Genomic DNA, 23,247 nt, shown 5'->3' with positions numbered 1-23,247 from the left:
TGGTCGTGGTACAGTAGTAACAGGCCGTGTAGAATCTGGTATCGTTAAAGTAGGCGAAGAAGTAGAAATCGTTGGTATCAAAGATACAGTTAAAACAACGGTAACTGGCGTTGAAATGTTCCGTAAGCTTCTAGACGAAGGTCGTGCTGGCGAGAACTGTGGTGTATTGTTACGTGGTACTAAGCGTGAAGACGTACAACGTGGTCAAGTATTGACTAAACCAGGTGCGATCAAGCCACACACTAAATTCGATGCAGAAGTATACGTACTTTCTAAAGAAGAAGGTGGTCGTCATACTCCATTCCTAAATGGTTACCGTCCACAGTTCTATTTCCGTACGACTGACGTAACTGGTGCAATCCAGTTGAAAGAAGGCGTTGAAATGGTAATGCCAGGTGACAACGTAGAAATGTCAGTAGAATTGATTCACCCGATTGCAATGGACCCAGGTCTACGTTTTGCGATCCGTGAAGGTGGTCGTACTGTAGGTGCTGGTGTTGTTGCGAAAGTAACTGCATAATCACTTTATAGTAAAAAAACGCTCCGTTAGGGGCGTTTTTTTATGTCTGAATTTATATATTCTCTTATTTCTATGCAACGACCTTTGGGTATTTAACTTTTTTACTTTGAATAAAAATATTCGCAACATTTTTTGTCGTCATGACCCCAACTGATAATTCTGTGTCCTTATCTGCACTTAAGCCTTTTCATTAATTGAGTATGATAAGAATCAAGAAAACAAACAATAAATGTTGATGGCTCTATCGCCATTTAGGAGTAATTAGCATGAATGCTAAGGTAAATATTTCAAATCGTGCTGGTGCAAGTTTTCCAGTCCGTCGTATGAACTTTGATTTTGATAATGTGCCTGAATATTGGATGAATGGTTCAGCAGGATTAACCCATTTTATGACGGCATTATCTGCCTTATTTCCAGATGGTGAAAAACTATTTATCGATTCAGTTCGTGCGGTTCGTTATCATCCTGCGATTAAAGACAATGAAGCTTTACAGAAAGAAATTAGTGCATTTATTGGGCAGGAAGCTATGCACACCCAAGAGCACGTAGGTTTTAATGCTTCTGCACAGAAATATGGTCATGATGTCAACAGGTTGGAAAGGCAGACTGGTTTTGTCATTCAGACTGGCCGTAAAATCTTTGCTAAAGTGGTAAAACCTTTTGGCATGACACAAGAAATGGTGGATCTGACAGCGACGACAGCGTTAGAACATTTTACTGCTACGATTGCTTCTGAGTTATTACGTAATCCGCATATTCAGGAGCTTATGACAGATGAAACCATGAAATATATGTGGTTGTGGCATGCGATTGAAGAAAATGAACACAAAGCAGTAGCTTATGATGTTTATGAGGGGATTTTTGGTCGTGGTTTAAAGGCTTATGCTTTACGTAATACTGCATTAGTTGTCGCAATGGGACTGATTTTTTTAACACAATCTTCTTTTGTGCTACGCCTTCTACGTGAAGATAATAAATTCAATCTGAAAGAATTGTCTATGATTTACCAATATGCCTATAGCCCATCTAAAGGAATTATTTCAGGGATGGCCAAAGAAATGTTGGTTTACTTTAAGCCAGGTTTTCATCCAAATGATTTAGATACTGTTGAGTTACTAAAAAACTGGAAAGCTAAATTGGGCTTATAAAGTTTGCTAGTTATGCAAAGGGCAATTAAATTGCTCTTTTTTTATGACTCAGGATTCTATAAGATCAGACCTCTTTTTAGTCGTCTATACTTCAGACATGCCAAATAAAATGATCCGCTCCATGCAACAAAAAGATGTCCAAGCTGTTGCACAAATTGAAAAGCAAGTACAAACGCATCCGTGGACAGCACAGCAATTTTTGGAATCTATCGAGGCTTATCAAAGTACCGTGATAGAGCAGCAAGATCAAATTTTAGGGTTTTGTATTTTGCAACCCGTGTTAGACGAGGCTAATCTGTTATTAATGGCAATTCATCCAGATTATCAGGGTCAAGGCTTGGGTTATCAGCTTTTGGAAGAATCCTTGCGGTTACTTGAAAATAATCCTGTACAGATATTTCTAGAAGTTCGTGAAAGTAATCTGGGCGCAATTAAATTGTATGAAAAAATTGGTTTTCATCAGATTGATTTAAGACCAAATTATTATCCTAATCTTGATGGTTCACATGAACACGCTATTATTATGGTGAAAAGTTGTAGTGACGATTTCATGGCTTTATTTAAATAATAAGAACTTTGAATAAAGCTAATCCGTTATGGAGACAAGTTGCAAAATTGATATTTACTTGACGATTAAATGATTCCATTCAGAAGGAAGGGTGGTCATTAACGAATTACCCAATCGCTGAATCTCTTCTGCGCTTAATGCGCGATTCAGTCTACGCCATTGTCCATCAAGTAACAGCTCAAGTGGAATATATTGCGATTTATAATTCATTTTTTGTGAATGAGGAACCCAATAACCTAAATACAGATAATCAAGATTCAACGTTTTAACGTACTCAAGTTGTTTTAAAATTGCAAATACACCTAGGGAGCGGCGACTCTCATCTGGGTCAAAAAATGTATATACCGCAGATAAACCATCATCCATTTTGTCGCAAGTTGATACACAAATCAGTTGATCATCTTTCCACAGTTCCATAAAGAAACTTTCTGTACAGCTATGCACCAGAAATTTTTCAAATTGATCCAGACTGGGTGGATACATGTCACCATCTGCATGCCGCTCATTAATATAGCGTTCATACAAATCATAATGTAATTTTACTGCTTGATTCGTTGGCGTGATTCGCATTTGTAAATCCTGATTGCGTTTCCATGCCTTTTTTTGAATACTATTCATTTGAAAGTCATATGCAGGAACACGACAGGATAAACATTGACGACATAAATGGCATTCAGGGCGATATACAAAATCACCACTGCGCCGAAACCCAACGCGAGAAAGTTCAGATAGAGTCACCACATCAATACGATGAATCGGATCTAAAAAGACCATTCTTGCAGATTTATTTTCCAGATAACTACAGTCATGTGGCGGCGTAATATAATACTGCAAATCATTGAGCAGGGACTTGGGATGATAAGATTTCATATTATTGGTCCCTCAATTATTATCATTCAATTAACTTTGCATTTTCGGCAACCGTTTTACTTGAAAATACACGCTCTTGATAACTTTTCCAATCGATAGGGGGGCGAATAATTACATCTTGTAACGATTTTAAATAGCCTTGCCGAGAAAGTGTACAGGCACCCAGATTAATTAAGTGGTCATTGACCAATTGACAGTCCACCCAAGGCAACCGGTTTTCTTTTCCAAGTAACATTAATGTATAGAAAGCCATTTTTGAAACATCAGTACGAAGACTGAACATTGACTCACCAAAACAACCGTGACCAATACTCACGCCATATAAACCACCGATAAGTTCCTGATCATCCCAAACTTCAATACTATAGCCATAACCTTCACGATAGAGTTCCACATAGCCTTGTATAATGTCTTCTGAAATCCAGGTTTCACTGGTGTAATTACGCGGGAGAGCACATGAACGCATCACTCGTTCAAAGGCATGATTAACAGTAATACGATAATCAAACTTTTTCATGTTACGTAACAATGTTTTGCTGGGTTTGAACTGGTCGGGATAGATCACACAGCGTGGTTCTGGGCACCACCAACAAATGGGATCACCTTCGTTAAACCATGGGAATAAACCATGCGTATAAGCTTCATACAACGTGGAAGGCTCCAGATCTGCACCAATACAAATGAGACCCTGACCTTCGGGATCAGACTCAATGGGATCTGGGAAAAGATACATGGATGGAAGCAACATGATGGGAGAAACATAAAAAAGATCGGCCTTATTTTAGCCGATCTATATCGATAAAACAGGTCATTTACGCAAATAGCCTGAGTTGTCGAGCGATATTTAATTTATCCGCGGCAAGGAAATCTGAAGCTTTCTTTTGAATAATTTGTAAACTTTGCTCTTGATCTTTAATTGTATTTTTATCTGCGTCCAATACATACCAGTTTAATTGATTGAGAACCTGTTGAACATAATGTGCAAATTCTTCCGCATTATTTAATCCATCAACAAAATGAGCGCGATAGAACAACTGATGGAAATGTTCAGTGGGAATCCCGATTCCAGTCAAGGGACTAATTAATGCCTGATAATTTTGATGAAAACTGGCTTGCTCTATTAAGTAATGATTAAGTTGCTGACATTGGGAAGCCACTTTTTCACTTGGTAATGAACTTTGACACGGTTGAGCAAAACCTAAATGACATAAAATGACAAGGGCATTTAAAATCTGACCGTAATTGAGTTGAGGCAAAGCCTGTTCAAGTTCACGAATCGTTTGTGGATGATATTCATTTTTAAAAAAATGTTGGCTAATCGGTTGATAGATATCTTCAATTAAATTAAATGTACCCAGATAACCTGTAATATCTTTAGGTAAAAATGAAGGTGCGCTGAGCAAAATAAAAGCCGTGTTTCTTAACCGTTCCTGTGTTTGTAAAGTAGTGAGTGAATTTTTACCCCGTATAAACAGATCACGCCGAAACTGGGTACTGGCAAAGTAGTCACGACACTGTTCTTTAAAAATTGGATGTTCAATGGCATTTAAAAAGTCCTGATGCTGCTCTGAAAAATTAATATTATCCAGATGAGTATTTAAATCACTTGAACCCGCATAGGTCAGTTTAATTTCCTCGAGTAACCGCACCACTTGCTGAAATGAGAAGCACTGCCAATCTTGATTTAAATATTCATGAATAAGATAGTTGGGATTCTGGTTTTTTAATTCACTGACTTTTGACAGGGCATGCGGATGACGTTTTACAAATAATGGATCCTGAGAGAGTAAAGATTCACTAAAATCTAATGCATCTTTAACTTTCTGAATCGGATTGGTACTTTTACTGTTAAATTTAAAATGACTATGGAATAACTCACGAATGGGCATATTCGCTGCCCAGCCTGTAACGCAGTTATAACTGATATAAACAATCCCACTCGGTTTTAAATATTTACGTATAAATTTTAAAATAATGAGCTGATTTTCATAGCTAATCCAGCTCCAGATTCCATGTAAGCTAATCGAATCGAACATGGGTAAATTGGGTCTGTTAAGAAGCTCTTCAAAACTATCATCATAAAAATAATGTTCACTTTGGCTATGTTCAGCGACTTGATTAGCATGCGCGGCATGGGCTGGATTAAAATCTGTTCCCCAAAAAGTTCCCTCATTAGAGGCTGCATGAATATTAATACTGACACCTTGGCCAAACCCAAGTTCACAATGTTGGTGTGTTTCACTCGAACTTGGACAATCAACGCCATTTAGTAAGAGGCAAAAACGTTGGTAATTTGGACTTAGATCACGGTAATAACCATAGGTATAATTAACTTCTGTTTGATAGCCATTGGTCCAGGTTATAGTCATAAAGCTTCCTGTTAAATTAAGAATATTCTTATAAAAAATAGCGGAGTATGATAGTTATAACGTGTCCTTACATAAAAAAACCACCTTTTTGGTGGTTTTTTGTAGCTTACACAAAAAATGGCGTTTAGAGACTATCTAAGTAGAAATCTGCATCTAGCGCTGCCATACAACCTGAACCCGCAGACGTGATCGCTTGACGATAGATATTATCAGCTACATCACCCGCAGCAAAAACGCCTGCTACAGATGTTGCAGTGGCATTTCCCTTGGTTCCACTTTGTACTTGAATATAACCGTCACGTAACTCAAGTTGGCCTTCAAACATATCCGTATTTGGTTTATGACCAATAGCCACAAATAAGCCTTGTACATCGATAGTTTGAGTCGATTCATCTCGGGTTGATTTTAAGCGAACAGAAGTGACGCCTGTGTTATCACCCAGTACTTCATCAACTTGATGGTTCCATACAATACTGATTTTGCCTTCTTTTTCTTTGGCAAATAAGTGATCCTGCAAAATTTTCTCAGAACGCAAACTATCGCGACGATGCACGAGTGTTACATGCGATGCAATGTTGGATAAATATAAAGCTTCTTCAACTGCAGTATTACCGCCACCAACAACCATGACTTTTTGATTTTTATAGAAAAAACCATCACAGGTTGCACATGCGCTTACCCCTTGACCCATAAATGCAGCTTCTGATTCCAAACCTAAATATTGGGCAGTGGCACCTGTTGCAATGATTAGCGCATCACAAGTGTATTCACCCATATCACCTTTTAATACGAAAGGACGAGTTTTAAGATCAACTTCATTGATATGGTCATACAGAATTTCTGTCCCAAAACGTTCTGCATGAGCTTGCATACGTTCCATTAAAGCAGGGCCTGTCAGGCCTTCTGGATCACCTGGCCAGTTATCCACCTCGGTCGTGGTTGTCAACTGGCCGCCTAATTGTAAACCTGCAATTAAAACAGGTTTTAAATTGGCGCGAGCGGCATAGACCGCGGCACTGTAGCCCGCAGGACCAGAACCCAAAATAATTAACCGAGAGTGACGAGCGCTCATCTAAGCTTCCTTATTTATACTAAAATTGAGAAAATTATACGTGAAAGTCGATCAGAAAGGGGCTGATTTGATGTCGATAATATTGATCATCTAAATCGAATTGAGCTATATAGATAAAAGAGTCAATTGTAGACAATTTAAAAAAATCCTTTAATGTTGTGTAATCAGGTCAATTGCCCCTGACACAAGATTAACAACAAGCGTAAACAATCATGCATCTTTTTTGTAAGAACAGGTGCATAATATAACTTTTATTCGCAGCGGCTTTTTTGAAGCTGCGACATAACAAGATCAATCTATAACTGGGTTACAGGACAGTATATGACTGCGGTGTCAAGTGTTTATGCACAGCGCTTATTAATCACATTATTTTTGGTTTCTTTTGGGATCTATATGTTTCTGGCAACAGTGACATATACGCCGTTTGATCCTGGCTGGATGCATATTTCAAGTGATACCCAACAAGTGTCTAATGCAAGTGGAGTGGCAGGGGCGTGGATTGCGGATTTGCTCTTTGGCTTTTTAGGCTGGGCCAGTTTACTGATTCCACTTTTTCTGTTCATTGAAGCTATACAGGTTTGGTGGCCACGCAGTTTTCTAAATCGTCCTTTTCGTTATGCCGCTCAGTTCTTTATTATTCTAGCGACCTCGACACTATTGTATTTGCATTGGAATCTGCCCGCTGACACTCTAGACAATGCCTCGGGCGGTATTATTGGTTATGAGATTGGGGAAAGCCTGCGTCATTTATTGACGATTTATGGGGCAACTTTATTTTTATTAGTGTTTTGGGTGATCTTAATCACACTTGCTTTTGGTATTCAATGGAATAAAACGTGGGCTACATTAAAAGCCACACCTGCCTATTTACAGGATCTATTTTATAAAAATGTATCTCCAAATGAGTCTGATTTTGATCTGACTGATCAACCTAAAAAAGTTGTGGCTACACAAGCAAGCAAAGCAACAGTAAGCTCAAATCTCTCGTCTCGTGGTGAATTTGCAGTAGAACCTCAGGTACAACCTAATACTTCCCCGACCTTAAAAGCAAATGGATATGTGAGTGATGCAGCCGCAGAACGGTTATTTGATGATGTCTTGGCCAAAGAACAGGCAGCGAGTCAACAGTTCCTGGATGATGAAGATCCTGAGGAATTTGAGAAAACCATTCAAAAAGCACATCAACTACAAAAAGATAGTCAGCGCTTAGTTGCAACTGGGGAGGTCTGGCGTGCCTTACAATCCGATGATTTGAATCATAAGCAGGAAATTGATGCCTTGTTACGGGCAGCGGATGATGAGCAAGAATTACAGCATTCACCTTATGATCATTTACAGCAGGTTGCACAGACTGACCCTGAAATAACGGATTATTCTAATCAGGCTCAAAAAAAATCGTCTCTGGATTGGAATGACGATGAAATTTTTGATGAATTATTGGCGGCTGTACCGAATAATAAAGTTGCGCATATTCACACTCCATTTCTAGATCATCCAGTGCCTGTCACACAAGTACAACATGATGCTGATGGCTTGATTGAGCAGGTAGAACAGACTATTCAGCAGGCTTCTGTAAGCTCATCTCAACCTAAAAATATGCAGTATGCAGAGGAACTGGACGATCTTACAGATTTACTGGTTGAGGATGAACAATCAAAGTCCCAGCTAACAAGTAGTAGTTATGCGCAGTCAACGCCATTTGTTAAAGCTACAATTCAAACGGATTTAAATCATAAACTATCTAAAGAAGAATTTATTGAAGCTTGGCAGGAAACTGCTGGCAAGCCTGATGAAGATGAAAATGATGAATTTGATTTCGATGCGCCTTTAATGGATGCTTCTGGTCGACCAATGTCACGTTCGATGCAGGTTGCACAAAAACGCAGAGACTTGTCGACCTTACCAGGATTTGAGTTGTTGGACAAAGTTGACCCGAACAAGAAAGTGAACTTTACTGCCGAGCAACTGACACGATTGTCTGAATTACTCGAAATCAAACTTCAGGAATTCAATGTCAAAGCTAAAGTTATCGAAGCTCAACCGGGGCCTGTTGTGACTCGTTTTGAACTGGATTTAGCACCGGGTGTTAAAGCGTCTAAAGTCACTAATATTTCCCGCGATCTGGCGCGTTCCATGTCGATGGCATCAGTGCGTGTGGTTGAAGTGATTCCGGGTAAACCTTATATTGGGATTGAAGTACCTAATAGCTCCCGTGAAATGGTACGTTTGATTGAGTTGTTAGAAACGCCTATTTTCAAGGATCCAGCTGGTTTACTTTCCATGGCAATGGGTAAAGACATTTCAGGAAATCCTGTGATTACTGATCTGGGTAAAGCACCACATATGTTAGTTGCAGGCACAACTGGTTCTGGTAAATCTGTGGCAGTCAACTCAATGATTCTGTCGATGTTACTAAAATACACGCCTGATCAATTACGTCTGATTTTGATCGATCCAAAACAGCTTGAACTGGCAAACTATAACGATATTCCACATTTGCTTACGCCAGTTGTGACCGACATGAAAGATGCGGTCAGTGCTTTAAATTGGTGTGTTAATGAAATGGAACGTCGCTATAAGCTTATGTCGTTCTTAAAGATTCGTAAACTTGCGGATTATAATCGCAAAGTCGAAGAGGCGTTGGCCAATGGTGAGGATCTAATCGATCCGACATGGAAACCAAGTGACTCTGCAACGCAAGAGCGCGCGCCACGTTTGCAACCTTTACCTTCTATTGTCATTGTTGCCGATGAGTTTGCTGATATGATTATGCAAGTGGGTAAAAAAGCTGAAGAAATGATTACTCGTCTGGCACAAAAGTCACGTGCTGCGGGTATTCACTTACTCCTTGCGACTCAACGTCCTTCTGTTGACGTGATTACAGGTTTGATTAAAGCAAATATTCCGACCCGCGTTGCGTTGCGTGTCAACTCTAAAATTGACTCACGTACGATTTTAGATGCAGGTGGAGCAGAAGACTTACTTGGTCATGGCGATATGCTATTTCTTGGGCCTGGTAAAATTGAACCAGAACGTGTGCATGGGGCATTTATCAGTGATGATGAAGTTAACCGAATTTGTGATGCTTGGCGTGAGCGCGGTGATCCAGATTATGTCGATGAAATCCTAACGCCATACGATGAAGAACCTACATCACGTGGTTTTGAAGACGGCGGAGAAGGTGGCGCTGATCGTGACATGCTTTATGATCAATGTGTTGCCTTTGTTTTAGAGACGCGTAAAGCCTCAACTTCTTCACTACAACGCAAATTTAGCTTGGGCTATAACCGTGCAGCACGAATTATCGACCAAATGGAAGAAAATGGAATCGTGAGTGCAATGGGTGCCAATGGTAAACGTGAAATTTTAGTTTAAGGACTTAATAAATCAACACCGTAGATTAAGGGAGTTTACGGTGTTTTTTTATTGAAAATAAATCAAAATATTTTATATTCTAATCAGATCCCATATCCATCACTTGTTTAAACTGGGGATTTGGAATGAGAACAATTTTATCATCGACACGGTTGGTCACCTTAACATCTTTATTGGGATAATCTAGTCGCGATAAGAAATATCGAATACAGTTTAAACGTGCGCGTTTTTTATCGTCTGACTTAATAATGGTCCAGGGTGCATCGCCTGTATGGGTATGAAAGAACATTTGATTTTTGGCTTCTGTATAATCATCCCAGCGATCCAGAGACTGAATATCAATAGGTGAGAGTTTCCAATGCTTTAATGGATCATCACGACGCGAAATAAAACGACGTAATTGTTCTTCACGACTGACTGAGAACCAGAACTTAAATAAATGAATCCCGCTATTGACTAACATACGCTCAAGTTCCGGTGTTTGGCGCATAAACTGTAAATATTCCTGTGGCTCACAAAAGCCCATTACACGCTCTACACCTGCGCGGTTGTACCATGAGCGGTCAAAAAATACCATTTCACCTTTGGTTGGAAGATGTTCAATATAACGCTGAAAATACCATTGACCACTTTCCTGAATGCTGGGCTTTTCAAGTGCAACTACTCTTGCACCACGTGGATTTAAATGTTCAGTAAAGCGTTTAATCGTACCGCCTTTACCTGCTGCATCCCGTCCTTCAAATAAACAAACAATACGCTGTCCCGTATCCTTCACCCAGGATTGAACTTTCAGCAATTCAATCTGGAGTAATTTTTTTTCAGCCTCATAGGTTTTGCGTGACATACGTGTCCGATAAGGATAACTTTCGGGCAAAGCAGCAGAACTAGATTCTTCAGATGTCACCAAACCTTTATATTCAAGAACAGATTTTTTAAAAATAGGTAAGTCTTTGATTTGTTCCTGATCTATCTTTTCAATATCTTCATTCGGGTTGGGTTGGTGATCTTTATTCATTTTTGTTCTCGCTATAACAATGGACTGATATTAAAAAACAATCATTCTAAAATTGAATGAGGGCTTTTTAAATCAAAGAGAGTTGATCTATCTGCTTTAACAATATCACCAGTTTGATTAGAAAATAATAAACTTTTGTTGGCCGAATAGGCATAAAAATGGCTGGGGAAATATGCAAAAAAATGTTAAATTTAAACTCTAAATGCGTTTAATTAGGGGGAGCAATGTTCGTTGCCTTAGTCACATTAATATTTATTCAGTTTTGTGCATTAATTACTCCTGGCCCTGATTTTTTTCTAGTTTCACAAACTGCAATTAGTCGCTCACGCCGTGAAGCCGTCTTTGTGGTTTTAGGTATTACTGTTGGCGTCATGTTCTGGGCGATGTTGGCATTGATGGGGCTAAATATCATTTTTGAAAAAATGGCGTGGTTGAAGCAAATCTTATTGGTCGGTGGTGGGCTTTATTTGTGTTGGCTGGGTTTTCAGATGTTACGTTCTGCTTTTTCCAAACAAAAAGTCCAAAGTAATAATATCTCAATTGATTTACCTAAAACTGATACAAAATTTTTTCTAAAAGGGTTGTTGACCAACTTATCTAATCCTAAAGCTGTGATTTATTTTGGTAGTGTATTTTCCTTATTTTTAGCCAATCCTGCATTAGATCATGTACATTCATTGCTGTTTATTATTATTGCAGTAGAAACTTTAATCTGGTTTTTATTTGTAGTGTTTGTATTTTCTTTACCGAGTTTTAAATCTGCCTATCAAAATGTTGCAAAATGGATTGATGGCATTTCTGGCGGTATCTTCACAGCATTTGGTGTTTATCTGATTAGTCATCGTTAAACTATCGGAAAATAAAAAACCTGCTTCATGCAGGTTTTTTATTGGATTGAAGTTTAAGCAAATTTTGCTAAAACCTCTAAGAATGGTTCACGCTGACGTGGAAATTCAGCAATCACATCATGAATACGTTGACCTTGAGGACTAGTAGCATTGATATCACGACCATCTGCAACAAACTGGGTTAATAAACGTTCGTAGTCATTTGGACGCATGTGTTTGAAGGCATGGTATAGCACGTGAAAGTCTGCATTTACACCTTCTGGTGGAAGTTGATTAAGATAGGCAAAAACACGCTCGTCTGACCATTCTTCATTGAAAGTTGCTGGCTGTGATAATGCCATTAAAATCTCCTCAGTCTTAAATGACTTAAACAATTAGGGCAAAATGTTTGCGATACATTTTGCCCTTATTTGAATAAAATCGCTAATAAGAATTTTATAGATAAAATATCAATAAAATCGCTTATCGCTCTTCAGGTAAGTTAATATTCATTTCCAGCATTTCAATGTTGGCTTCCGAACGCACCTGCATTTGAATATGACCTTCATCGACACCGCGCACGTAGCGATTGACCACTTGCATGATTTCTTTTTTCATTTGGTCAATTTTATCTTGACTTAAACGACGGCCCAACCCTTGCTCAGAAGCTACAATGACTTTTAAGCGATCTTTGGCTGTTTGGGCGCTTGATGGTTTGTCTTCACCACTAAAGAGTTTACTCCAGAATCCTGCCATATCTACGCTCCAAATAAACGTGCCAACCAACCCTTAGGTTGAGATGTAATGTGTCGATAAGGACGTTCTTCTCCGAGGAAACGTGCTACAAGGTCGTCATACGCCTGACCTGCTTTGGTCTCGCTATAGAGAATCACAGGTTTACCTTCGTTCGATGCCTGTAAAACGCTTGGACATTCAGGGATAACGCCCAAAGTCGGTACGCGTAAAATATCTTTGGCAATGTCATCAATGGTTAACATTTCCTGACGATCGGCACGTTCTGGATTAAAACGGGTAATACATAAATGCTTACGTATACGTCCTTCGTTTTGTTCTACTTTTTTGGTTTTGCTATCGAGCATGCCAATAATACGATCTGAGTCACGAACAGATGAAATTTCAGGGTTGGTGACAATAATTGCTTCATCCGCATGATACATGGCTAAAATCGCACCACGTTCAATACCCGCTGGTGAATCACAAATAATATAATCAAATTCCTGTGATAGTTCATCAATAACGCGTGCGACACCTTCATCACTTAAAGCATCTTTATCACGTGTTTGTGACGCTGGAAGAATATATAAATTTTCAATATCTTTATCGCGGATAAGGGCTTGTTGTAAACGGGCTTCGTTGTTAATGACATTGACAAAGTCATACACGACACGACGCTCACACCCCATGATCAAATCGAGGTTACGTAAACCTACGTCAAAATCAATCACAACAGTTTTATGACCACGTAGGGCTAAACCTGTTGCAAAAGATGCACTCGTTGTAGTTTTACCTACACCACCTTTGCCTGATGTTACGACAACAATTTTGGCCACCGAATCCACTCCTGTTATGGTCATACACCCTTAAAACGGGCTTTTATTGGTGTTTAATTTATACCTTAAAATTCCAGAGCCTGAAATACAAGTTCTTGCTTGTCATTTAAACAAATATGTACCGCTTTTTTGAGCACATCTTTGGGAATATCATCCGCTACACAATAAGTTCCTGCAATAGATACCAGTTCAGCTTCTAAGCAGTGACAAAAAATACGTGCAGTTTGATTTCCTCCTGCGCCTGCGATGACTCTACCACGAACATTGCCATAAATATGAATATTTCCCGATGCAATGACTTCGGAACCACTATTCATACTTGCATTTAAAATAATGTCACCATGATCTTGTACCAGACTTTGTCCTGTACGCAAAATTTCATCATGGTAAGAGGTCTTGTGCGCAATCGCTGTTTTTGTTGGTGCTGTTTTTGTTTCAGAGTTTGACGGAGCAGGTTTTGTTTCCTCAACAAGAGTTACTTCTTCGCGAGACGGCTTGATGCGCTGTAAAGGCTGATCGGCAGGAAGCACTGGAAACTGGATGGCACGAGCTTCATCGCCTAAAACCCCATCAATAACTGCCATCGGTTGTAAACCGAGACTAATCAAGAGCTGAATTAGAGCAATGAGTTCCTGCTCAACTGTACTATCAATAATCACTAGTGTGCCCTGATAAGCACCTTCACTGAGTGTATTTGATAATTGCTGGCGGATGGCATCATGATCATTTGTATCCAGAGTCAACCGAGTAAAGTTGACCATTCTGCCTGTAATCCGTATATCAGCCATAATTATTCCTTAAGCACCTCTGACGAGCTGGTACGCCGAAGTAATGTGTTAAATAGTCCAAATCCTAGACCAAATTCAGTGATTTCTCTAGTTATTGAGTAAAAAAATTGTTGAAATGCTTAATCTTTAGCTTGATCGCGTTCTTTTAAAATCTGTTGCCATTGTTTAACTTTGACTTGTTGACGAATGGCTTCCAGACTTTCAAATACTACAGATTCGACCAATTCTTCCAAGTGTTTGTTATCAATATTAATTTCACTCATGCGTTGTGCAATGAGTTTATAATTTGGATTGAGGGCATTCTCGGAACCTGTAGCAAAGGGCTGAATTAAGCCAGTAGTGATATTTTCGCCCAGACGTTGTCCAATACTTTGAATCTGTTGCTCAATTCGTCCCCCCACGATAGGGATCAAGCGCAATAACTGAGTTAATTCTGGGGTATCTTCAATTGCTTGATTGACGATTTGCCCAACATCTTTAGAAATCTGAAGTTGTTGTGACTTAAGCTCTGTAGCGAGACTTTCCTGTAATAGCTCTGCCACGGTAACAGCAAATAGCTGGCGGTGATGATCTACCAGTTCATGAATAATTCGTTTGTGGGTTGAACTGGTTTCAAGTTCCCTCTGGATTCCATGAATAACTGTCAAGACTACCCGATCTGAAAGTTCTTCCATCACTACATGATAATAAAAGATGCCTTGACTAGACCAGTTTTCTGGGATGATTTTATAGCCCATTTCATGGAGTCGATAGGCAATAATTCCTGCTCGGAATAAACGTAGAAAACGTAAATGTGGAATAATTGCTAAAATTTCATACCAGTGAATAAATGGAAAAAAGAACCAGCGTGAATGATGTTTATTGATTATTGCAATTGTCCAGCGTACCAGCAATTCTACAATTAAAAAGCCAATAAACCATGCTTCAGTGGTAATCACCCACGGATGCAGATGACCACGGTAAAATTCAAGAATTTGAGGCAGATGAATGTGTTGAAAAAACCATGCACCGATACTGCTCATTAAAAAGAAATTGGCACATAGGCAGAACAGATTAAAAATAATAATAAACACCATAAAGATATCGTAAACCAGAAAGATTTTGAACGATAAACTGGTTGGATCTACATGATGATATTTAGATTTTTCTTTGGAACTGTTCTGCATAATGCCTGTCAATTTAAATGATTAGGAGTGTTGAGAAGAAAGTTGTGTCTTCATTTGGCTAATAAGTTGGTCTTTCTCCGTCCAGAGTTGATCAACCCAATCCTGAAAACGTTTGCGATAATTTTCATCCTCTTCATAGTCACCGCCTAAAACCCAGCTCGGGATCTCGATTTTACGCAAATTCACTGCGATACAAGAAACATCCCCTAACCAGAAATCACTATATTCAGGTGGCCCATCAGGATAAACAATCGTCATATCCACCAAAGCATCAATTTGATCACCCAAAATATTTAAAGCAAGCGCCAAACCGCCTGCTTTGGGTTTTAGCAGATTTTTGTAAGGCGAATTTTGTTGATCGTGCTTCGCTTGAGTAAAACGCGTTCCTTCCAGATAATTCAACAAAGTAAATGGTTGAGATAACAGTTGTTCGCAGGCTTTACGGGCTTCGAGCATATCACGTGTTTTAAGTTCTGGATTTTTGGCAATTTGCTCTTTAGTGTGTCGTTTCATCATTGGGAAACCTAAAATTTTAAAGGCTTGTCCAACGAAAGGGATAAAAATGAGTTCCCATTTTGTGAAGAAACGGGTGAGAGGCATACGGCTTAAGCCAAAGTATTGATTGACCGTGGTATCGACCCAGCTTTGATGATTACACATCATCAAATAACGACCCTGCATACTCAATTCAAGCTGTGGATCAATCGTGATATCCCATTTTAAGTGTGGCAATACATGATCAATCAGCCAATTATTTACACCCAACCAGCTATTGGTAATCTGAATATTGGTTTCATCCACTTTTCGTGATTGTTTGAATAATTTGGTCAAACCGAGTGCCAATACAGGCGGGCCATGCAAAAAGGTACTTCCTGTAATAACACTACCCACGGTCACGCCTCGGGTAATTTTTTTGAGCATCGACTGTTTTTGGGGTTGTTTAGACATAAAATGAATCCTGATGATGAATCACATCCAATTTGTTAAAAATCTGCACACAATATAGACGTTGTCAGCTGATTTAAAAAGTTAAACAGTGAAACAATGGATAAAATGTAGTGAAGAATTAAACGAAAGATACCCAAAGTATTACAAAATGTAAAAAAAACACGTATTCTTAACAAAAAATCAATGGTCTACGTGGTTTTTTTCTATCATTATTTTTATAGACAACAAAGACACAAATGAGGAGGCATGCAATGCGTGCACTAGTAATTACAACAGTGGTTGGGGCAGCAGTGGCACTTTCTGGTTGCCAATCGACAGGACAAAATCTTGGTGGCGTAGAATACGATAAAGCTGCTTTAGGTACGTTGATTGGTGCAGCAGCAGGCTATGGTATCTCTAAATCAAATGCCAACTCTAGCCGTCAAAATAACCGTGCTGCTGCGATTGGTGCAGTACTAGGTGGCGCAAGTGGTTTATATCTCGATCAAAAAGAGAAAAAATTGCGTCAACAAATGGCGGGTACTGGTGTAGAAGTAAACCGTAATCCAGATGGTTCAGTTGGATTGGTGATGCCGGGTAACATTACTTTTGATACCAATAAATCAAACATCAAGCCAAACTTCTATTCAACTTTGAACAAAGTAGCGCAAACGCTTGCTGAAGATAACAAGAGTGCAATCCTAGTCACAGGTTATACCGACAGTACTGGTAATGATTCAATCAATATCCCATTGTCTCAGGCGCGTGCTCAAGCTGTGGCAAGTTACTTGAGTGGTCAGGGCGTTTCTTCTGCGCGTATTAATGCTCAGGGGTATGGTTCAGCTAACCCGATTGCATCAAATGCAACTGCAGATGGTCGCGAACAAAACCGCCGTGTTGAAATTAGCATCTATGAGCGTCAATCTTAGTCGTTCAATTCTCAAAAACCACCTTCGGGTGGTTTTTTTATGAGTAAAATTCATCTTAATCGATTAGGCATCTGAGGATTAGATGACTATAATCATGCTCGGATTCTTAAGAGGAAAACCTATGTCAGCAGCAAGTCATCTCAATGACAAGCAACTTGAAGCCATGAAATACACTCAAGGACCCTTGTTAGTACTTGCAGGGGCTGGTTCAGGTAAAACCTCGGTCATTACCCAGAAAATTGCATATCTGGTGAAAAATTGTCGTATCCCCGCACATCGTATTACTGCAATGACCTTTACAAATAAAGCTGCACGGGAAATGAAAGAGCGTGTAGGGAAGTTACTTTCCCGTGAAGAGGGGAAAGGCTTATCGGTTTCAACATTTCATACTTTCGGTTTGAACTTGTTGCGCTTGGAACTTAAACATACACCACTTAAAAATAATTTTTCGATTCTTGATGCTGATGACTGCAAACGCATCCTGATGGATTTAATGCAGCGAGATAATCTTTCTGGTGCTGAAAGCAAAGAACTTATTGCTAAAGCGATTAAAAAAATCTCAGACTGGAAAAATGATTTGATTGTACCTGAACAGGCACATTCGACTTGCGAGACCGTAGAAGATGTCCAGTTTGCTCATCTTTATCAGCTTTATGAACGTAATTTACGCGCGTATAACGCGGTTGATTTTGATGATCTGATTGTGTTGCCGACCCGACTTTTACAGGAAAATGCAGAAGTTCGTGATAAATGGCAAAATCGCACTCGTTATCTTTTGGTAGATGAATATCAGGACACCAACACGGCTCAGTATATTTTGGTAAAATTATTGGTTGGAGTCATGGGACAGTTTACGGCTGTAGGTGACGATGACCAGTCCATTTATGCGTGGCGTGGCGCAAAACCTGAAAATATGGCGCTATTAAAAGAAGATTTTCCAAATTTAAAAGTCATTAAGCTTGAACAAAACTATCGTTCTACCAGCCGAATCTTAAAAGCAGCAAATGCCGTAATTGAAAATAATCCCCATATTTTTGATAAAAAATTGTGGAGTGATAAAGGGCATGGTGAGGTCATCCGGATTATTACTTGCCGTAATGATGATGACGAAGCTGAACGCGTGGTCAAAGATTTGATGACCCATAAGCTCATGAATGGTAAAAACTGGAAAGATTATGCAGTGTTATACCGCGGTAATTTTCAAGCCAGGGTATTAGAGACCCAACTGCGTCAAATGCAAATTCCATATAAGTTATCGGGTGGTCAATCATTCTTTGCCCGCGCTGAAATCAAGGATGTGATGAGCTATTTGCGGCTGATTATTAATCCCGAAGATGACAGTGCATTTTTACGAATAATAAATACACCAAAACGGGCGATTGGGCCTGTCACTCTGGAAAAACTGGGTTTATTTTCTCAGGAAAACCATTTGTCTTTATTGGGAGCAGCCTCAGATCAGCGCCTCAGTATGGTGATTCCAAAAAAAGCTGCAACCCAATTACATGAATTTGCCGATTTTATTAGTAATTTTACCCGTGAACTTATGGATGATGATGAACCCGTACCCAAGGTTCGTCAGATGATGAATGAAGCGGGTTACATCGATTATATTCGCGAAAGTGCTGCTACACCGGCGCAGGAAAAAACTAAGTTAGATAATATCGAAAGTTTATTTAGCAGCATTCAAAGCTTGCTCAATCGTACCGAAGATGTAGATGAAAAGAACATTGAAAGTGTAATTCGCAAATTGGTCTTACTAGATATGCTGGAACAGCAACAAGAAGAAGAAGACACTGACAAGGTTAATCTTCTGACTTTGCATGCCGCCAAAGGGCTTGAGTTTCCATTTGTCTACATTATGGGACTAGAAGAAGAATTACTACCGCATAAAAACTCGATTGCTGCTGAAACGATTGAAGAAGAACGCCGTTTGATGTACGTGGGGATTACTCGTGCGCGTCAGGGACTAACTTTGACGCTGGCGGAACAACGTAAAAATGGCGGGCAAATGAAACAGATGACCCCAAGTCGCTTTCTGGATGAATTACCGCAGGATGAATTGGAGTGGTTGGGGCGCAAAAAGAAATTGGCAGGTAATATTGATCCTAAAGAACAGGCGCAACAATATCTTGCCAATTTAAAAGCTTTATTAAAGAAATAATTGATTGAATGATTAGGAAATACAATGAAAGTCCAAGTTAAAATTTTAGATCAGCGTCTGGGCAATGAATGGCCACTACCGTCCTATGCCACAACTGGATCCGCAGGTTTAGACTTACGTGCGTGTGTAGATGAAGCTATTCAAATTGAACCCGGACAAACTGTTTTAGTTAAAACAGGAATGGCGATCTATATTCACGATACGCAATTCGCGGGCTTGATTTTACCGCGTTCTGGGCTGGGTCATAAATACGGGATCGTATTAGGTAATCTGGTGGGATTGATTGACTCTGATTATCAAGGTGAGTTGATGGTCTCAGTCTGGAACCGTGGACAACAAAGTTTTACATTAGAGCCCGGTGAGCGTTTGGCACAATACGTTCTTGTCCCTGTAATTCAGGCAGAATTTGAACAAGTCGAAGAATTTGTAGCCACTGATCGTGGTGCCGGTGGCTTTGGTCATACGGGCAAGCAATAATTTAAGCGCCTGTTTAAGCAGGCGTTTCTTTTTTTATATTGAATGTTTCAAAAAATTAGATTAAAACATCACACTTAATCTGTCTGAATGACTGACAAGAATGCTGCCTACTTTTTATACCATAAGCAATGCTATTTTTACTTTTTAACAGTAGGCTTTGAATTAAAAGAAGATGCCTATGGATGCGATGGTTAATTTTCCCTTACATATTTTTCGTGCCTACGATATTCGTGGCAAGCTCACAGTGTTCACGCCCCAAGTGGTTACTGCGATTGCTTACGCCTTGGCACAACAATACCAAACCGTGGGTCAGACAAAAGTCGTGATTGGATATGATGCACGGCTTAGTAGTCCACAGTATGCTGCAATATTAGCAACAATCTTTGAAAAACAGGGTTTAGACGTTATAGATTTGGGCTGTTGCTCTAGCCCGATGATGTATTTTATGGCGCGTCAAACTCATGGGACTGGAGTGATGGTGACGGCGAGTCATAACCCAAAATCCGACAATGGGATTAAATGGATTTTAAAAGGTGAACCACCCACGCCCGCACAGATTGAAGAGATTGGAAACGCAGCTGCGCATCATTACATTAAAGTTATGGATACTCCTCGTATTCGAGGACTTAGCCATCAAATAAAAACAGACTGTTGTTTAAGCTATCAACAAGGCCTACTTCAAGATATCCAACTTGCTAGACCTTTTAAAATTGTTTTAGATGGTCTGCATGGTTCAGCGGGACGTTGTGCTGAAATCGTTCTAACTAAGTTAGGTTGTAACGTGATCGCATTACGCTGTGAAGCCAATGGAGAATTTCCAGATCATGCACCTGATCCATCTCAGGCCATTCATTTAGAACAGTTACGACAAAATATTATTAAGCATAAGGCGGATATTGGCATTGCACTGGATGGGGATGGGGATCGTTTAGTGATTGTAGATGATCAGGCTCATATTATTACCGCTGATCGTTTGATTTCGCTATTTGCAAAAATCTGTCTCGCTGAACATCCACAGGCCGAAATTGTATTTGATGTTAAATGTTCTAGTATGGTTGCTCAAACGGTAAAAGCGTTGGGTGGAGTTCCGACCATGATTCGGACAGGCAGTAGTTTTTTAAGAAGTTATTTATCTCAGTCTCAAGGAAAAGCTGTTTTTGGTGGAGAATACGCGGGTCATTACGTTTTTAACGATGGGCGGGGGTTTGGTTATGATGATGGCTTATATGCTGCATTACGTGTATTGGAATATTTAAGTCAATTTCCTGAACAAACATTGTCTCAGTTATTGTCGACTGTTCCAGAGCGTTATTGTACCGAGGATACTTACATTAGCACTTATCGTTCAGAACCAAAGATTGTTTTACAGGATATTGAACGCCTCAGTTATCAATCTAAAGCCCAACTCAGTAAAATTGATGGTATACGACTTGATTTTGCTGATGGTTTTGGCATTATTCGAGCATCCAATACAGGCGAATATTTTACAGTCAGATTTGATGCAGCCAATCCTTTACAACTGGCTCATATTCGGCATCAGTTTGTTCGCATGTTACAGGATAAATATCCTAAAATAGCGCAAGATATTTCAAACATCCATTAAGGAGAGGCGAATGCCACATCAGCATACTGGCATCGACAAAGCGAAAATATTGACTGAAGCTTTGCCGTACATTCAACGTTTTTCGGGTAAAACGCTAGTTGTGAAATATGGTGGCAATGCAATGACCGATCCAGAACTGGAAAGCTCATTTGCACGTGATATTGTGCTATTAAAAACTGTAGGTTTAAATCCTATTGTAGTGCACGGTGGTGGTCCACAAGTTGATTCGCTGTTAAAACGCTTAGGTCAGGAATCTGATCGTATTGATGGTATGCGCGTAACAGATGAAGCGACCATGGAAGTCGTAGAAATGGTGCTGGGTGGAAGTGTTAACAAATCCATTGTTAATCTGATTAATAAACACGGTGGTCGTGCGATTGGTTTGACGGGTAAAGATGGTAACTTGCTACGGGCACGTAAACTGCTTATGGAAAAGCAGGATGAGCAGGGCCAAGTCCAGCATATTGATTTGGGCATGGTCGGTGAAGTAGTTGGGGTTAAAACGGATGTACTGGAAATGTTTACCCAGAGTGATTTCATTCCTGTGATTGCACCATTAGGGGTTGATGAGGACGGTAATACTTATAATATCAATGCAGATTTAGTTGCGGGTAAAGTCGCAGAAGCTTTGGGCGCAGAAAAACTGATTCTACTCACCAATATTACGGGTGTTCTGGATGAAAATAAAAATCTGCTAACTGGTTTAAGTACGCAGGAAGTCGACCGTTTGATAGAAACAGGTGTGATTTATGGTGGCATGATTCCTAAAGTGGGATGTGCATTAGATGCTGTTAAAGGTGGTGTCATCAGCGCGCATATCGTAGATGGCCGTGTACCGCATGCAACCTTACTGGAAATCTTTACAGATCATGGGGTGGGTACACTTATTACTAACCGGCTTGCACCTAAATCTGCACATTAATTTTTGACTTTAAACGTCATCTTCGGATGACGTTTTTACTGTCTAGAAAAACGTCATTTTCCTGTCATGATCTTATCCTAGTGTAAGCATAATGATAAAAACAGGGTGACATTATGCTAGAAAAACTAAATCACTATCGTCAAAATTTTAGTCTACCTTTAACCCGTCAAAAAACCAATCAAACCCAATTTCGCTTTGATTGGGTCGATAACCTCAAAGAATTACAAGAAGTGCAGCGTTTTCGTGCGGTTCAATTCAGTCAGCAATTTGGTGTAGCATTTGAAGATGGTCTAGATCAGGATATTTATGATTTTGGTTGTGAGCATGCCGTACTAAGAGAAAAATGGACAGGTGAGATCGTGGCCTATACCCGACTTAAACTGTTTCAGGGCCATGAATTGGCACAAAGTTATAGTGCGAGTGAGTTTGACATTATTCCTCATCTTTCGCATTTGCCAAATGTCGTTGAAATAGGACGTACCTGCGTACATCCTCGTTTTCGCTCTGGTAAAGCTTTGTCAATGTTGTGGCTTCATCTGGTTCCCAAAGTACTCTGGTCAATGCGTGCTAAATATTTGATGGGATGCGTTAGCATTCACCTGCAAGATAATTTGGCACGCGCTTACCATACCCATCAACAAATTCAGCATTTGGATGCAAAACAAACTATTGCCATCGCGTCCAAAAATCATTTTGAACTCCCACGCCCTGAGTTTAGTTTTCCGCAGGACGAACGGATGCCCAAATTATTCAAAATGTATCTGGATATGCAGTCAAAATTATCATGTCAGCCTTTTTATGATGAAAACTTTAACTGTTTGGATTATTTTGTTTTTTTAGAAGTAAATCATGTCGCGAAGTCTTTTGTAATGAGTAAACGTGTCCAAAAATAAAATTTATGGTTAATTTTGCATAACTGTCTATATATTCAGATTTGCA

At 39.6% G+C, this 23,247-nt stretch carries 22 protein-coding genes; 11 read left to right on the top strand and 11 right to left on the bottom strand.

Annotated features, from left to right (window positions below; genetic code table 11):
- The 3 genes from IAE19_RS10015 to rimI form a co-directional block, all read left to right on the top strand.
- Nucleotides 1-520: EF-Tu/IF-2/RF-3 family GTPase (locus tag IAE19_RS10015; protein ID WP_200460794.1), on the top strand; the 520-nt coding region annotated here is incomplete at its 5' end.
- A 266-nt stretch (nucleotides 521-786) separates the two neighbouring features.
- A complete protein-coding gene (locus IAE19_RS10010) occupies nucleotides 787-1,668 on the top strand; it encodes a metal-dependent hydrolase (protein ID WP_200460793.1) in 882 nt (293 codons plus the stop codon).
- Nucleotides 1,669-1,777: 109 nt separating this feature from the next.
- Complete coding sequence (gene rimI, locus IAE19_RS10005) at nucleotides 1,778-2,236, top strand: ribosomal protein S18-alanine N-acetyltransferase (RefSeq protein WP_200460792.1); 459 nt, start codon at nucleotides 1,778-1,780, stop codon at nucleotides 2,234-2,236.
- A gap of 54 nt (nucleotides 2,237-2,290) precedes the next feature.
- Here the strand turns inward: rimI and IAE19_RS10000 are convergent, their stop codons facing one another.
- From IAE19_RS10000 to trxB, 4 genes are all read right to left on the bottom strand, one after another.
- On the bottom strand, nucleotides 2,291-3,106 hold the full coding sequence (locus IAE19_RS10000; protein ID WP_200460791.1) for an arginyltransferase: 816 nt from the start codon (nucleotides 3,104-3,106) through the stop codon (nucleotides 2,291-2,293).
- Between the two features lie 22 nt (nucleotides 3,107-3,128).
- Nucleotides 3,129-3,857, bottom strand: coding sequence for a leucyl/phenylalanyl-tRNA--protein transferase (aat, locus tag IAE19_RS09995; protein WP_200460806.1), 729 nt, complete (start codon nucleotides 3,855-3,857; stop codon nucleotides 3,129-3,131).
- A gap of 61 nt (nucleotides 3,858-3,918) precedes the next feature.
- Nucleotides 3,919-5,475: a class I SAM-dependent methyltransferase gene (locus IAE19_RS09990; RefSeq protein WP_200460790.1), complete on the bottom strand. Its 1,557-nt coding sequence runs from the start codon at nucleotides 5,473-5,475 to the stop codon at nucleotides 3,919-3,921.
- A 124-nt stretch (nucleotides 5,476-5,599) separates the two neighbouring features.
- On the bottom strand, nucleotides 5,600-6,547 hold the full coding sequence (gene trxB / locus IAE19_RS09985; protein ID WP_200460789.1) for a thioredoxin-disulfide reductase: 948 nt from the start codon (nucleotides 6,545-6,547) through the stop codon (nucleotides 5,600-5,602).
- Between the two features lie 321 nt (nucleotides 6,548-6,868).
- Here trxB and IAE19_RS09980 point away from each other — a divergent pair, with 321 nt between their 5' ends.
- The gene (locus IAE19_RS09980) at nucleotides 6,869-9,922 is read left to right on the top strand and encodes a DNA translocase FtsK (RefSeq protein WP_200460788.1); all 3,054 of its coding nucleotides are present in this window, start codon (nucleotides 6,869-6,871) and stop codon (nucleotides 9,920-9,922) included.
- 79 nt (nucleotides 9,923-10,001) lie between these two features.
- On the opposite strand, the gene ppk2 is transcribed toward IAE19_RS09980, so the two are convergent.
- Nucleotides 10,002-10,937: a polyphosphate kinase 2 gene (gene ppk2 / locus IAE19_RS09975; RefSeq protein ID WP_227612228.1), complete on the bottom strand. Its 936-nt coding sequence runs from the start codon at nucleotides 10,935-10,937 to the stop codon at nucleotides 10,002-10,004.
- Nucleotides 10,938-11,161: 224 nt separating this feature from the next.
- Between ppk2 and rhtC the strand changes: the two genes are divergently transcribed.
- Nucleotides 11,162-11,785, top strand: a complete 624-nt coding sequence (gene rhtC / locus IAE19_RS09970; protein ID WP_200460787.1) for a threonine export protein RhtC — start codon at nucleotides 11,162-11,164, stop codon at nucleotides 11,783-11,785.
- 53 nt (nucleotides 11,786-11,838) lie between these two features.
- Here the strand turns inward: rhtC and IAE19_RS09965 are convergent, their stop codons facing one another.
- The 6 genes from IAE19_RS09965 to IAE19_RS09940 all read right to left on the bottom strand — a co-directional run bounded on the left by IAE19_RS09965 (nucleotide 11,839) and on the right by IAE19_RS09940 (nucleotide 16,237).
- Nucleotides 11,839-12,126: a PA4642 family protein gene (locus tag IAE19_RS09965; protein WP_200460786.1), complete on the bottom strand. Its 288-nt coding sequence runs from the start codon at nucleotides 12,124-12,126 to the stop codon at nucleotides 11,839-11,841.
- A gap of 121 nt (nucleotides 12,127-12,247) precedes the next feature.
- On the bottom strand, nucleotides 12,248-12,520 hold the full coding sequence (gene minE / locus IAE19_RS09960) for a cell division topological specificity factor MinE (protein ID WP_120370064.1): 273 nt from the start codon (nucleotides 12,518-12,520) through the stop codon (nucleotides 12,248-12,250).
- A 2-nt stretch (nucleotides 12,521-12,522) separates the two neighbouring features.
- Nucleotides 12,523-13,335, bottom strand: coding sequence for a septum site-determining protein MinD (gene minD, locus IAE19_RS09955; protein WP_200460785.1), 813 nt, complete (start codon nucleotides 13,333-13,335; stop codon nucleotides 12,523-12,525).
- A 65-nt stretch (nucleotides 13,336-13,400) separates the two neighbouring features.
- A complete protein-coding gene (minC, locus tag IAE19_RS09950; RefSeq protein WP_200460784.1) occupies nucleotides 13,401-14,123 on the bottom strand; it encodes a septum site-determining protein MinC in 723 nt (240 codons plus the stop codon).
- Nucleotides 14,124-14,242: 119 nt separating this feature from the next.
- A complete protein-coding gene (locus IAE19_RS09945; protein ID WP_200460783.1) occupies nucleotides 14,243-15,289 on the bottom strand; it encodes a preprotein translocase subunit SecA in 1,047 nt (348 codons plus the stop codon).
- A gap of 21 nt (nucleotides 15,290-15,310) precedes the next feature.
- A complete protein-coding gene (locus tag IAE19_RS09940; RefSeq protein WP_200460782.1) occupies nucleotides 15,311-16,237 on the bottom strand; it encodes an acyltransferase in 927 nt (308 codons plus the stop codon).
- Between the two features lie 251 nt (nucleotides 16,238-16,488).
- Here IAE19_RS09940 and IAE19_RS09935 point away from each other — a divergent pair, with 251 nt between their 5' ends.
- From IAE19_RS09935 to IAE19_RS09910, 6 genes are all read left to right on the top strand, one after another.
- Nucleotides 16,489-17,145, top strand: coding sequence for an OmpA family protein (locus IAE19_RS09935; protein ID WP_200460781.1), 657 nt, complete (start codon nucleotides 16,489-16,491; stop codon nucleotides 17,143-17,145).
- Between the two features lie 121 nt (nucleotides 17,146-17,266).
- Nucleotides 17,267-19,306, top strand: a complete 2,040-nt coding sequence (locus tag IAE19_RS09930; protein ID WP_200460780.1) for a UvrD-helicase domain-containing protein — start codon at nucleotides 17,267-17,269, stop codon at nucleotides 19,304-19,306.
- A 24-nt stretch (nucleotides 19,307-19,330) separates the two neighbouring features.
- Entirely contained in the window at nucleotides 19,331-19,783 is a 453-nt protein-coding gene (gene dut / locus IAE19_RS09925) for a dUTP diphosphatase (protein ID WP_200460779.1), read from the top strand.
- Nucleotides 19,784-19,961: 178 nt separating this feature from the next.
- A complete protein-coding gene (locus IAE19_RS09920; protein WP_200460778.1) occupies nucleotides 19,962-21,386 on the top strand; it encodes a phosphomannomutase/phosphoglucomutase in 1,425 nt (474 codons plus the stop codon).
- Nucleotides 21,387-21,396: 10 nt separating this feature from the next.
- Nucleotides 21,397-22,308 (top strand): acetylglutamate kinase, encoded by a 912-nt coding sequence (argB, locus tag IAE19_RS09915; protein ID WP_200460777.1) that lies wholly within the window; start codon nucleotides 21,397-21,399, stop codon nucleotides 22,306-22,308.
- 113 nt (nucleotides 22,309-22,421) lie between these two features.
- Entirely contained in the window at nucleotides 22,422-23,201 is a 780-nt protein-coding gene (locus IAE19_RS09910) for a GNAT family N-acetyltransferase (RefSeq protein WP_200460776.1), read from the top strand.
- Nucleotides 23,202-23,247: the final 46 nt, after the last annotated feature.

Source organism: Acinetobacter sp. S40, from assembly GCF_016624705.1.
Taxonomy (GTDB): Bacteria; Pseudomonadota; Gammaproteobacteria; order Pseudomonadales; family Moraxellaceae; genus Acinetobacter.
Note: the sequence above shows the minus strand (reverse complement) of the source record. Positions and strands in the feature narration are given on the sequence as shown.